Origin of the sequence: Segatella copri (assembly GCF_019249655.2) — a bacterium.
In the GTDB taxonomy this organism is placed as follows: Bacteria; Bacteroidota; Bacteroidia; order Bacteroidales; family Bacteroidaceae; genus Prevotella.
Genome location: NZ_CP137557.1, coordinates 1,538,772 through 1,552,319, shown reverse-complemented (window position 1 = coordinate 1,552,319; position 13,548 = coordinate 1,538,772). Strand labels below are relative to the sequence as shown.

Below are 13,548 nucleotides of genomic sequence, written 5' to 3'. Positions count from 1 at the left end.
AACCCACGGATTACAGGATTTACCTGATTATTTTGCCCGAAAGCAGGGCTAATTAAAATAAAAGTTTTATCTTTGCACGCGTAATTATAAGACTAGTGAAAAAAGGAAAATGGAAATACGACAACTCAAATATTTTCTGAAGGTAGCCGAGACGCTCAATTTCTCGGAAGCATCACGCAAGCTCTACATCACGCAGAGCACCCTCTCGCAGCAGATTTCGCATCTGGAACAGGAAATAGGCTTGCCGCTCTTCGAACGTAACTCGCACGAGGTTTATCTCACCGAGGCAGGAAAGGAGCTTCTTCCCTATGCCCAGAATGCCGTAAACTGCACCATGGCTTGCGTTGACCACATGAACGACCTGAAGGAGATGCTCACCGGCGAACTGAACATCGGCGTTACCTACTCCTTCAGCAACATCATGGCAGAAACGCTCATCGCCTTCCTCCATGCTTATCCTCACGTGAAACTGAACATCCAGTACCGTTCGATGCAGGAACTGATGGATGGCCTGAAGAAGCGTGAACTCGACCTTGCACTTGCCTTCAAGCCTCTGAAGACAGACAAGGCGATAGACAGCCGAGCCATCTTCAGCAACCGCCTGGCGGCGATTGTGAACGAGAACCATCCCCTGGCGCGTCTTTCATCCATCAAGCTCTCTGAGCTGGAGCGTTACGACCTCATCCTTCCATGCAAGGGTCTGCAGGCCCGCAACGCCTTCGACTATCTGATAGACGGCAAGGACCTCGACTTCAAGATTATGGTAGAGGTGAACAATGTAAATATCATCTTCGACCTCTTGCATCGCAGCAACCTGGTAACGGTGCTTTCAGAATCCACCACCATCCTGGAAAAAGGCATGAGAGCGATTCCGATAGATGCGGCAGACAACGAGATGGATGGCTGCATCCACATCCTGAAGGATGCGTACATGAAGAACTCGGCGCAGGAGTTCATCCGCATGCTGAGCCAGAGCACCAGCATCCTAGCCAACTTCGCGCTGAAGGATATTCTGAGATAAAGAAAATGATTCTGAAATAAAGATGATTCTGAAATAAAGGAAAATAAAATAAGAAGAATAAAGGGTAAGATTATAATTCAATCTTGCAAGGCTGTCTCCGATTTCATTGCGGAGGCAGCCTTGATTCGTTTATTGCAGATAAGCAGGTCAACAACCTGTTACCCCCATGCTTTCTAACACAAAAGCATCATGGGAACCAGCCTAATTACTTACCCGCTTGAATTCTGTAATACTGCAATTGTTCGTCCGGATTAAAGTCGGAAGGCACAAAGACTACATTCTTGGCACCATTCTGCAACTGCTGCAACTTAGCTGTGCCACTATCCGTGAAGAAATCACCAAAAACCTCAAAGGTAACCTTTCCGTTCTCAAACGATGCAGTAGCCGATAATGTTTCTGGATTGTATGACCATGAGATACTCTTACCATATTGTTCTACTATCTTGCAATATGGGTCTTCTACACGCAAGACAACATTTCCAAATTTCACTGGAAAAACGTAAGACCCCACCTCTATACATTTAATCTTTCCATCTGGACTTCCGATGGCAGTAAACATAGTAGATCCAGTGCTGCTATCAAAAGCATAATATTTATCACCATCTGGTGCCTGCATGTCATAACAATTGTTGTAAACATCCTGCAAAGACTTAGGGAGCGTGTTTAAATCAGCACCAAGTTGCACAGGTCCAATACCAGTAATTGTAAAAGAAGGTCTATAATCCAAAATCTGATTATCATCAAGAATTAATATCTTGTCTATGCTATCCAACTCCAAACAAAAATTCATCATCATTTTGTATTTATCCTCGGAATTACAGGCTTTCAGCATCCCCTCCATATCGAGCATAACGTGGTCCATCATAATTGTCATTTCATACGAACCAGGAGTTTGCTGCTCTTCCAAGTTTCCATGCCTTATCGCTTTTCCCTGTTTATCGACCCCTGCATAATGCAAGATATTTTGTGGCAACTTTTTCACTTCCTCCGGATTTGCTTCAAATACAAATGCAATATCATGAGACTTACCATACGAATGTTTTACGCCAAGCTGAATCTTTGCCAGCTTCACGTTACATGATGTCTTATTCTCCCAGGCAACATCCTTCATTGATAGAAGCCTAGCAGAATCTGCAGCCAGATCTTCCAGCAAATCATCTGCACAATGCTGGTATCTCTCTTCCATCTTCGTTATTAAGTTGTGAATCTTTTCTATATCTTCCTTGGTCATCTTTCCCGACAACTGGGTATTGTCATTCTGGATATCTACACAAATATCTCTAGCCGTAGCCAATCTTACAGCTTGTCCCATAGGAATTTTTCCCAGGATTCCATCACAAGAAAAGTCGTAACCATCCAATACGGCACTTCCACTACTACCACACGATGCCAATAGAATCGCCATGACTCCAAGGCACAAATTAAAAAGAATCTTTTTCATTGTCTAACGTTTAGTTTAAGCTATTATTTAAGAATTTTCTGCTGGCAGGAACCATTCCTGCCAATATCAATACGAGCCAACTTACTCATTCCACATAAGTCTAGTTTTCTTCATAATTTTCTTTGTTTAGTTATTACTAGAGATAAAAATACATTTTCATATAAAACTATAAATCCATCTGCTGCATTTTTTCCAGGAAATGCAACAAATGGATTATAAGTGTTGGGTTATTATTTTGTGATAGAAATATCGTAGAAACGGGCTTTTGTATCAGCCCATGGATAGATGCCACTTGCAGTTGAAACATAGCCACTCAGAGCTGTAGCATTTTCACGTACGCTAAAAACCTTAACAACGAAGGTCTTGGTTTCACCAGCTTTCAAGGTTACTTCCTGGCTTACACGGAACTCTCCACCCTCAATAGCAATATCTGCATTATACTCCTCATTTGTATTATCCTTTACCTGATCATGGCCACCAAAATTCTGCAAGAAATTAGGAATATCCTTTGAAGAAGTGTTCTTTACCTGATAAGTAAGATAAACTCTATTTACCATACCATCCAAGCCGCCATCTTCCTGCACCATCTTGCAGCTAACAACCTTATACTCAAGAATCTGATCATTGGTATCAAATCCATTCTTCAAGATTCTGTTATCAACAACCTTGATATTGTTCACCTCAGCACGACCATCAAAGCTAACAGTCTGGCAACGGCCATTGAATATAAGATTGAATTTCTTGGAAGAGTTGGTAAGGTCATAGTTTTCTACCAAGAAAGAACCAGATACCGAAGCACCTTTAGCCAGGTTGGTCTCTACACTCGTCTTCCAATCACCTCCCTGCAAGGATACTGAAGAATAGTACTCTGAGCCCAAGTCATCTTTGCATCTGTCAGAGCCTCCACCATTCAACATAACGCCCTGCAGGTCCTTTCCGCTGATGTTCTTCAAGTTGAAATCAACTTTCAGGTTAGCACCAACACGCTCGCACTTAGTAACCTGCATACTGAAATAATCGGTAAACTTAGGCTCCTTGTTCTCGTCGTCCTTGTCTTCACATGCGGTAAATGCCAACACAGCCAGCATCACCATCAATAAATACTTCAATTTGTTCATTTTGTAAATTATTATTTAGTTAAAAATTAATAAAAAACGAAGATTTAGGACACAAAAAAAGCGTGAACCAGTCTGTCACTCGTTCCGCGCTTCGAGGCCTTCGCATTGCCCAGTGTTGTAGAACGAGCAACGTCGAAGCCCACGCCGATATGGATATACTATTCCCCTACGAACGCAGTTGCCACATTGTATATGGATACAATACGGCCTACGAACCATGGGGGATATGAATAAACATACCCCGGAGCATCTACCGTTGCTAAGTTCATGACAACACTAAGAAGTTTGCGAAGTTTCGAAGTGCCAAGAACAAAGCGTTAAGTAAACGCTTTCTCAAATGTCTCGATTCTATTTACCCACCCATTGCTTTCTCTGCGTCACACCTTATTATATAGTAACAGGTGGTCAACATCATCGGCGTAGGGCTTGAACCTCAAAGAACCCGATGCCTAAGCTAGTCGAATTCTTGCAATCAAACTGACCTGAAGTCGTAGAATCGTTTGCAAATATATAAAGAAATTCTTAATACACCAAATTTTAGCCTCAATATTTTCCCTTTTATCTGATTTTTCTCGATTTTCAAGAACCACAACCATCTTCATCCGCTATAATCATCCTCCCCTGTCCCAGCTTCCGAGACTCCAACTCCCGAACAATTCTTGCATTTCGCCCCTTGATTTTGTATCTTTGCAGGCGAAAAGGTTCTATCCGCCAGTGGCGGATGCACATCCGACAAAGGCGGACGCTTATACGCCAACACCGGATAAACGTACGCCAATGGCAAACGGAACCTATCACGAGAATTAAAAACAGGAATGTATCACCTAAAAATAATAAAAGACTATGGCTAATTACAAACTGCAAGAAATGAACGACCTTCGCAATACGGGCAAAAGAACCGTTTACCCCAAGGTGGTAACCAACCGAACGATGGACACCAACGACATCGTGGAAAAGATGAAGGGCTACAACCTCGGCATCGCTCCCAGCACCACCAAGGCTGTATTGGAGAACATCTCCAATATTCTTGTCACCATGCTTTCGATGGGCTACAACGTAAAACTCGATGGCATCGGCATCTTCTCCCTCACCATCGGTTTTGAAGATAACAAGCCCAAGGAATTGGAGGACGATGCCGACAAGATGCCCTATCGGAAGGTGGGCGTAAAAGGCATGAACTTCAAGATAGCTCCCAACCTCCTGAAGCGTCTGAAAAGCGAAACCGACCTGGAGCGTTGCGAGAGTGAAGTAACTCAACTCGCTAAGTCTCCATACACAGAAAAAGAGCGAATCCATCGTGCCCTGGACGTCATCAAGCACCACGGATTCATCAATCTGCAAACCTATGCCAACATCAACGAACTGAAACGCACCGCTGCATCAGAAGATCTGCGGAGAATTACGGCAAGAGAAAATCCGCCTCTGATGAGCGTGGGAAGCGGAACACATAAGGCTTGGATTGCAACTCCTCATCCAAGTGCGGAAATCGACAGATAAAAACAGCAGCGGCAAAGCGCAGGATTCCTGTGCCTTGTCGCTGCTGTCTTTTTCCTATCAGCCATAACTTTTCCTAAACTTTTCTCCCCAAATCCTTGCGAGTTACAAAATCATATATTATATTTCCATACTTTCCTCCTTTTTACACCTCATCCATCCTATACAATTTCCAACCGTCAAATTGCAGGATGATTCTGTGCAACTGGGTGCCCTGACGAAGCGCTTCTACCCTTGGAGCCTCAGCATATCGCTTGATTTGTGCTTCAGCATCTGACCATTGTTTTTGGATGGCAGACTGATAAGCCTCAGCTGTCATACCTTTCTCCTTTTTGGGAATCAGCTTCAACTCCAAAATATAACTATGCTTCGTTGGATAATGAGTCAAATCCGGCAAAAGGAAGAAATCACAGAAACCATGATTCAACTCTAGCTCCGGAGCCGTACAATAGTAATTGTTCAGATTCAGATACGCCATGAAGAAACCCTGCAGATTGCGCTCTGCCTCAATACCATCACGCACAGACGAAACCTTAGCATAACTATCTGCCAAAAACTGCAAACCCTCACGCCATCTACCATCATACGCCATATCGTAATAATAATCGGTAAGCTGATTGGTATTCAGATATGCTTTCTCCGAAAACATCTCCAGCAAATAACTGTAATACTGCTTCCTCACATTATTATTCGGAATCCCAAGAATCAGTTTATCCCCTCGGGTTGCCTTGATGGTAAGCATGCCGTAATAGAACAGCAGACTTGGAAAAACATCGGGATCCGTAATCTGATGTGCCGGGAAAGTTTCCTCCAGCCTGCAGGTTATCTCGCCCGTCTCGGCAATATTTCTGATAATGCCCTTGCGGTCGCCATCCAGTTTGTCGAGATTGATAAGCCGGCGCATCTTGTTGTAATCCGTCTTGGTGTTGGGATCAATCATCTCCTTCGGAGCCTCACCCGAACTCATGTAATTGCGGAGATAATAGAGAATCATATCACAATTAAACACCTTGCTCTGAGTTTCCAAAGCATCCACCGAGAAACAATAGTTATCATACCAGGGTTTCATGTTACTGATAATCGCCTCAATATCACTATCCGGACGGATGGCTCCCTTTTCCTTATAATAGGTAAACATCTCCCGAACATCCTCCGTAGAAAAGCCCAACATCTGGTTGAACTCCGGCTTCGTAGAAATATGCCAGCCGATGTTGAAACCACTCGTCACATCATCCAGGGTCACAGGACTTACTCCCGTGATGAAAATCCTGTCGAAATTGCCCTTGAACTTCTTGAAGATGTCACGATAGAAACCTTCGGCATGGGTGATTGCCCAATACACATCCTCACCCTGTTCGTTAAGCACGGTGTTGGTGAAGTTGTCGTATTCGTCGATAATCAGGTAAAGAGGGTATCTTTTTGATTTCGCCTCGTTCAGGATAACAGCCAGTTTTCCCGTCGCAGTTTCCGTTTCTTCCACCTTTTTAATCGCATACTCGCTATAATATTCCTGATAATCCCGGATAAAGCCGTCCAATTCCACACCCAGATAAAAATTGAAGTTCTGTTCAAGCTTTTCTATGCTGCCTCCTACCTGCGAAAAGTCAAGATGAAGAACCTGGAATTTACCCTGCAAGGGAGTAGGATGCTTGCCTATCCACAAATCACCAAACCACGCATCAAACCTATCCTGGGTTCGTAGGTCGTAATAAGCATGGAGCATGCTGATGAATACGCTCTTGCCAAAACGGCGAGGGCGAATAAAAAAGAGATTGTCTGCCTCCTCTTCCAAAAGAGGCAGATACATGGTCTTATCCACATAATACTGATTTCGCTCCACAACTTTTACGAAATCCGAAACTCCGTATGGTACTCTTTTCACATTCTCCATAATCCTACGTTTTAATTCTATCCTGCAAAAGTAAGCAAAAATATCGTAATCACAAAATTATATGCAATAAAAAATCCTAAGACTATGAGAGAAAATCCTCCCCTGATGAGCGTGGGTAGCGGAACGCATAAGGTTGGGATAGAAAAGCGTTAAAAAACGCTTCGAAAATAAAAATAATCGCATCAGAATTTGTTGATTTGAAATTAAATCCATATCTTTGCCATTAATTTTACTAACAAAAAACTGTGAACTATGAGAAAAAAGAAAATGATCAGATTGCTTTTAGCTTGCGGTCTGTTGATGTCGCCGGTTATTGCACAGGCTAACAACGAGCCCAAGATGGTTGTAACCACAGTTGAGGGGAGTTCTTATGAGTTCTTCATCGCCGACAATCCAACCATCCAGTACAAGGAGAACCTGTTGGTTTGCCAGAACGACAAGGGACTGTCTGTCTCCGTAGAGGCAGCTAACGTCAAGTCGTTCAAATTCTTCCCATCAGAGAGCGACACCGGAATCAACCAGGTTAGCTTCTCCAGCAGTTTCGGCTCGAAACTCTCTGGGCTGACAGCCGGTTCTAAAGTGCTGGTAGTATCCCTGGATGGCAAAGTAGTAAAAAGCCTGAAGGCCAACGACTCGGGCACCATCGACATCGACTTCACCCAGTTGCCACACGGCATCTTTGTGGTAAAGACGGAGAAAGGCGCATTCAAAATTCAACATTAGCAACAATTTTAAAATCAGACGATTATGAAAAAGAACTTTTTACTTGCAATGGTAGTTATGCTGATGACAGCTGTCAGCTCTTTCGCTCAGAAAGAATACAATATGGTGATTACGCTCAGTAACGGCACCACAGTAACATTGGGTCACAACGACATCAAGGAGATTACCTTCAATGATGGCGAGGTAGCGATTTCAGGCAACATGGTGAACACCATCGATAGTCTGGCTAAAGTTAGCCAGGATCTGGAGTATCGTATAAAAGAGGTAGAGGAAAGATCAATGAAAATGAGTTACGATATTTTAAATAGAACAGAAATGCTCAACCAGCAAGTTGAGGAAAAGATGGCCGTAACAAATACCAGAATTGAGAATTTGGAGTCTTATGATGGTGCGTTGAAAAACAATATTGCACTAGCAGAGGACAAGATTGCTGAAACCAGCGCTAGAGTTGCCAATACTGAGGCGGTTTTACAAAATGCCAATGAAATGATAAAGCTACAAAGTGAAGAGATTAATGCTTTGAATGCGAAAATTGCAATTCTCGAAACTTTAATCAAGAAATATCATCCGGAAGAATAACATCTAGCATTCAATAAAAAATCCTAAGATACATCATTCTTTGTATCTTAGGATTTTCTATTTTCTTATTTTCTTCTAATCTTGTATTTTCCTATCTTCTTTATCCTCCTATCTTATTTCTTCTCTTATTTCTTCCTGGCTATGATAATCGTTACACCTGCAAGGATGGCGAGGATGCCGATGGCAAGCTGAAGAGAGAAACTCTCGCCGAAAATGCAGACACCTATGATTACCGCCGTTACAGGCTCCAAGGCTCCCATGATGGCGGCTGGCGTGCTACCGATGAGATTGATGGAGATGGTCATGAAGAAAAGCGACAATACCGTTGGCAACAATGCAAGCTGGGCGGCATAAGCCCATTGCACCGGAGTTTGCAGCATCTGAATCTTCTCGCCCGCAATGAACGAATAGATGAGCATCGTGATGAGTCCGAACACCAGAATGTAGAAGGTGAACTTGATGTTCGACATGCCCGGATTCTTCCACTGGTTCACCGAGATGATGTAGAGCGAATAAAGCAGCGACGAACACATCACCAGCGCAAAACCAGCCGTGCTCAACTTGTCGTTGCCGTCGCCCTGATAGAGCAAGCCCACTCCCGATACTGCCAGCAGAATGGCGAGCGTGGTGGTCCACGTCAACTTCTCATGGAAGAATACCGTCATCAGAATCGCCGTCATGATGGGATAGACGAAGAGGATGGTGCTGGCTATTCCCGCCGCCATGTAGTGGAAACTTACGTAGAGCGTGGCCGACGAGAGGGAGAACATACAGCCCAGCGTGGCAAGACGGATCATGTGCCCCCACTTCACCTTGAAACTCTCCTTGCGGAACAGCATCACCACGGCAAACATCAATACCGCCAGTAGATAGCGATAGATGAGCACCGAACTGGAATTGAATCCGTCACCATAGAGCACCAACGTGCCCAAAGGATTGGTACCATAACACACGGCAGCTACAACGCCCGCCGCAAAGCCTTTCACTTTATTACTGCTTGTCATTTTTAATTAAAATGCTTTTTACTAATTACTAAGTTTTTTCCTATACCTTATTATACTTTTTATATATGATATGTATCTATCTATAATTATATATTAATATGTTTCTATTTCTATTGGCTTGCAAAAGTACTGCAAATTTTCGAGATAAACTAACAAAATCGGATAAATATCTTCTATCAACAGAGAAAAACTCCACATTTCTTGTTCTTTACAAAAATAAATAGTACCTTTGCAATATCTTTGCATTAAAGAATACAAACAAAATAGAATCAGAAATATAAACTAAACAATAAACATTTGTAACTATGGAACAGATTAAAAACGATCAGCTCACCGTTGAAATTTCAGCGCACGGAGCAGAACTCAAGAGCATCAAGGATGCTGATGGTAACGAATATCTCTGGGATGGCGACAAGGAATTCTGGGGCGGACAATCACCTCTCCTCTTCCCTATCGTAGGCGGATTGTGGAAGAACACCTACCGCATCGGCGACAAGGAGTACACCCTGTCTCGCCATGGCTTCGGCAAGCTCGTTGACTTCCAGCTCGTAGGCAAGACCGGCGACCGTCTTACCTTCGCCCTCATCGACAACGAGGAGACTTTCAAGAACTATCCATTCCACTTCAACCTCGCCGTTTCCTATCGTCTTGCCGGCAACGAGCTCCACGTTATCTGGCACGTTGAGAACACCGACGACAAGGTCATCTACTTCCAGATTGGCGGTCACCCAGCATTCAATGTGCCTGGCTGCAAGAAGGGCGAAAAGCTGAAGGCTTTCCTCAAGCTCGACAACGAGGCTCCTACCCGCCTTTTCGCAACCATCGGCGGATGCGTTGACCCTAACGCCCGTGAGACCGTACAGACCGACAACGGAATCCTGGAGGTAACAGACGAATCATTCGCAGATGATGCCTACATCTTCGACAAGAGTCAGGTGAAGCAGATTTCCCTGCTCAACGAGAAGGGCGAGCCACACGTAACCGTAGAGTTCAAGACTCCAGCCGTGGGTATCTGGAATCCGGGCAACCACGCTCCATTCGTCTGCATCGAGCCTTGGTTCGGCACATGCGACTGGGCTGAATACACCGGCGAGTTCAAGGATAAATACATGATGAACAGCCTGCAGCCAGGTGCCAGCTTCATGAGTGAATACATCATCAGAATAGAAAAATAATCCATCGTTCATAGCAATAAATAATGGAAGAAAAAGATAATATGCAGCTCCCCGAGAATGCATTCCGCGAACTCAAAGACGGGGAGGAATACAAGCCGCTGATGTCGCCAGACAAGGTTTATCCCGAGGTAAACGGATGGTCGGTGACCTGGGGCATCGTGATGGCCATCATCTTCTCCGCCGCCGCAGCCTATCTGGGCTTGAAGGTGGGTCAGGTGTTCGAGGCAGCCATCCCTATCGCCATCATCGCCGTGGGCGTAAGCACCGCCACCAAGCGCAGCAAGGCACTGGGCGAGAACGTCATCATCCAGAGCATCGGAGCCTGCTCGGGTGCCGTGGTGGCAGGAGCCATCTTCACCCTGCCAGCCATCTACATCCTGCAGGCTAAATATCCGGAAATGACAACTTCGTTTATGAAGATTTTCATGGCTTCTGCCCTGGGAGGCGTGTTGGGAATCCTGTTCCTCATTCCTTTCCGCAAATACTTCGTAAGCGATATGCACGGTAAATATCCATTCCCAGAGGCCACAGCCACCACACAGGTGCTGGTGAGCGGAGCCAAGGGAGGTGACCAGGCTAAGCCCCTGCTCATCGCCGGACTGGTGGGTGGTCTTTACGACTTCATCGTAGCCAGTCTGGGATGGTGGAACGAGAACTTCACTTCCCGTGTGGTAAGTCTGGGATGCGACCTTGCCGACAAGGCGAAGCTCGTGTTCAAGGTAAACACAGGTGCAGCTGTATTGGGACTGGGTTACATCATCGGATTGAAATACGCCTTCTACACCTGTCTGGGTTCGTTCGTAGTATGGTGGCTGATAGTGCCAGGCATGAGCGTCATCTTCCACGACAGCGTGCTCAGCGCCTGGGATCCTAGCATCGTGAAGACCGTGGGTGAGATGAGTCCGGAGGAAATCTTCCGTGCCTACGCCCGCAGCATCGGTATCGGCGGTATTGCCATGGCAGGCATCATCGGCATCATCAAGAGCTGGGGCATCATCAAGAGTGCCGTAGGACTTGCCGCCAAAGAACTGAAGGGCAAGAGCGATGTGGATGAGAACGTGAAGCGCACCCAGCGCGACATTTCTTTCAAGATCATCGCCATCGGTTCGCTTGTCACCATCCTCATCACCTTCCTCTTCTTCTGGTTTGGTGTGATGGATGGCAATCTGCTCTTCGCCGTCATCGCCATCCTGCTGGTGGCAGCCATCGCCTTCCTCTTCACCACCGTGGCAGCCAATGCCATCGCCATCGTGGGTTCCAACCCTGTATCGGGAATGACCCTGATGACGCTCATCTTCGCCTCTGTGGTAATGGTGGCAGTGGGCTTGCGAGGTCCTGGCGGAATGCTTGCCGCCCTGATTATGGGTGGTGTGGTTTGCACAGCCCTTTCGGTGGCAGGTTCGTTCATCACCGATTTGAAGATTGGTTACTGGCTGGGTACTACGCCTAAGAAGCAGGAGGGATGGAAGTTCCTCGGCACCCTGGTGAGTGCGGCTACCGTGGGCGGCGTGATGATGCTGCTCAACGAGACCTACGGATTCGCTTCCGGCTCTCTGGCTGCTCCTCAGGCCAATGCGATGGCTGCGGTCATCGACCCTTTGATGAATGGTGTAGGTGCGCCTTGGGTGCTCTATGGCATCGGTGCCCTGATAGCCATCGTGCTTACCTACTTCAAGATTCCAGCCCTGGCTTTTGCCCTGGGTATGTTCATTCCGCTGGAACTGAACGTTCCGCTGCTGGTAGGTGGTGCCATCAACTGGTATGTTACTTCGCGCAGCAAGGATGCCAAGGTAAATGCGGAGCGTGGCGAGAAGGGTACGCTCATCGCCAGCGGTTTCATTGCCGGTGGAGCCTTGATGGGTGTGGTCAGCGCCCTGCTGAAGTTTGGCGGCGTAGAGGCCAGCATCGCAGACAGCTGGTGGGCAGACCCAATGTCAGAAGTTTGCTCGCTCATCGCCTACATCTGCCTGATAGGTTTCTTTATCAGAGCAACGAAGAAATAAAAAGATTGATTTTCGGAAGAGATTGATTTTCGGAAGAGATTGATTTTCGGAAGAAAAGATTTTAAAAGATAAAAAGTCGGGACATACGATTGCATGTATGATTCCCGACTTTTTTGTTATGATGCACCTGATTCGATATTTAAAAATATCGTATTTACCAACACTAAAGTATTCAAGTTTCGCAAGTAGCATCCTGCCGTCCCCGAAGGGGGCGAATGTGAATAACCGCGGGTGGAATGACCGAAGGGAATGGAACCTGCGGATAGTGACAGATTCTCTCTTATCGTCCCCGAAGGGGGCGAACAGGGGCAAGACTGGATGTGGTTCGCCTCCTTTGGGGACGCTTTCTCCCTACTATTGGTTGTCCGCAGGTTCCATGACCTTCGGTCATTCCACCAGCGGTTATTGAAAGTTGGCCCCCTTCGGGGACCGGAGGTTACTTGCGAAACTTGAATAAAAAAGATGTAATATGTAACTTTGCAGCACCCAAAAATGAGAAAAAACTTCAAAAAACATGGGCAAAGAGGGATTTATTGCATTTTTAAACAAAACCAAAACATCAAAATATTATATTCCGTTCAATATCCGTTTATCCTGCATATTTTCAGCTATTTATAAAACATGCTTATGTTATCTTTGTTATGAAAGATTATATTATCTGCACGGAAAACGGCAAGAGAGAAAGAAATGGTTTTTCCAAGAATTATTAGCAGAAAGTAGCACTCGGGGCTATGAAAATGTGCCTCCGATGGCACTTTTCACCCCTACAGAAGGGTAAAAAGAGAGGGGCAAAGGAAGGTTAGAGAGGGCTCGAAAAAGCTATTTTTAGAACATATTTTACATTATTCACAAGAGTAAGAGGAAGGAAAAAGGGAACAAGAAGAGAGATAAAGCCCCTTAAGCCCCCCTTACCGGAACATAAAGCAAACTATCAAACGAATCAACAATAGTACATAACAGACTAATTATCAGTAGCTTAATTTTAACAAAAGCTTTCAGAAATAGTTTTCTTCAGAAGTTCTATCCGGTCATTTCCGGTCATGGTCATTTTCGGTCATTTTGGTTTCGGGGGCGCTAAATCCCCTTATAGTATAATATA

11 protein-coding genes are annotated in these 13,548 nt (G+C 45.2%); 7 read left to right on the top strand and 4 right to left on the bottom strand.

The annotated features are described in order from the left end of the window. Positions 1 to 109: 109 nt before the first annotated feature. Positions 110 to 1,021, top strand: coding sequence for a LysR family transcriptional regulator (locus KUA49_RS05965; RefSeq protein WP_203041830.1), 912 nt, complete (start codon positions 110 to 112; stop codon positions 1,019 to 1,021). Between the two features lie 205 nt (positions 1,022 to 1,226). On the opposite strand, the gene KUA49_RS05960 is transcribed toward KUA49_RS05965, so the two are convergent. Both KUA49_RS05960 and KUA49_RS05955 read right to left on the bottom strand, forming a co-directional pair. Continuing rightward, positions 1,227 to 2,462, bottom strand: a complete 1,236-nt coding sequence (locus KUA49_RS05960; RefSeq protein WP_218412501.1) for a hypothetical protein — start codon at positions 2,460 to 2,462, stop codon at positions 1,227 to 1,229. A gap of 230 nt (positions 2,463 to 2,692) precedes the next feature. After that, positions 2,693 to 3,580 carry a hypothetical protein gene (locus tag KUA49_RS05955; RefSeq protein WP_218412502.1) on the bottom strand — a complete coding sequence of 296 codons (888 nt, stop codon included), beginning with the start codon at positions 3,578 to 3,580 and terminating at the stop codon, positions 2,693 to 2,695. 843 nt (positions 3,581 to 4,423) lie between these two features. Here KUA49_RS05955 and KUA49_RS05950 point away from each other — a divergent pair. Next, positions 4,424 to 5,077 (top strand): hypothetical protein, encoded by a 654-nt coding sequence (locus KUA49_RS05950; RefSeq protein WP_218412503.1) that lies wholly within the window; start codon positions 4,424 to 4,426, stop codon positions 5,075 to 5,077. Positions 5,078 to 5,219: 142 nt separating this feature from the next. Here KUA49_RS05950 and KUA49_RS05945 read toward each other — a convergent pair whose 3' ends face one another. Further along, positions 5,220 to 6,965 (bottom strand): ATP-binding protein, encoded by a 1,746-nt coding sequence (locus KUA49_RS05945; RefSeq protein WP_218412504.1) that lies wholly within the window; start codon positions 6,963 to 6,965, stop codon positions 5,220 to 5,222. A gap of 252 nt (positions 6,966 to 7,217) precedes the next feature. On the opposite strand from KUA49_RS05945, the gene KUA49_RS05940 reads away from it, so the two are divergent. Then, complete coding sequence (locus KUA49_RS05940) at positions 7,218 to 7,688, top strand: hypothetical protein (RefSeq protein ID WP_218412505.1); 471 nt, start codon at positions 7,218 to 7,220, stop codon at positions 7,686 to 7,688. Between the two features lie 24 nt (positions 7,689 to 7,712). Beyond that, on the top strand, positions 7,713 to 8,267 hold the full coding sequence (locus tag KUA49_RS05935; RefSeq protein WP_218412506.1) for a hypothetical protein: 555 nt from the start codon (positions 7,713 to 7,715) through the stop codon (positions 8,265 to 8,267). A 125-nt stretch (positions 8,268 to 8,392) separates the two neighbouring features. Here the strand turns inward: KUA49_RS05935 and KUA49_RS05930 are convergent, their stop codons facing one another. Next, on the bottom strand, positions 8,393 to 9,271 hold the full coding sequence (locus KUA49_RS05930; protein ID WP_218412507.1) for a DMT family transporter: 879 nt from the start codon (positions 9,269 to 9,271) through the stop codon (positions 8,393 to 8,395). 305 nt (positions 9,272 to 9,576) lie between these two features. On the opposite strand from KUA49_RS05930, the gene KUA49_RS05925 reads away from it, so the two are divergent. The 3 genes from KUA49_RS05925 (at position 9,577) to KUA49_RS05915 (ending at position 13,227) form a co-directional block, all read left to right on the top strand. Further along, positions 9,577 to 10,446 carry an aldose 1-epimerase family protein gene (locus KUA49_RS05925; RefSeq protein WP_218412508.1) on the top strand — a complete coding sequence of 290 codons (870 nt, stop codon included), beginning with the start codon at positions 9,577 to 9,579 and terminating at the stop codon, positions 10,444 to 10,446. A 23-nt stretch (positions 10,447 to 10,469) separates the two neighbouring features. Next, positions 10,470 to 12,449, top strand: a complete 1,980-nt coding sequence (locus tag KUA49_RS05920) for an OPT family oligopeptide transporter (protein WP_218412509.1) — start codon at positions 10,470 to 10,472, stop codon at positions 12,447 to 12,449. A gap of 514 nt (positions 12,450 to 12,963) precedes the next feature. Continuing rightward, a complete protein-coding gene (locus KUA49_RS05915; RefSeq protein WP_218412510.1) occupies positions 12,964 to 13,227 on the top strand; it encodes a hypothetical protein in 264 nt (87 codons plus the stop codon). Positions 13,228 to 13,548 lie beyond the last annotated feature (321 nt).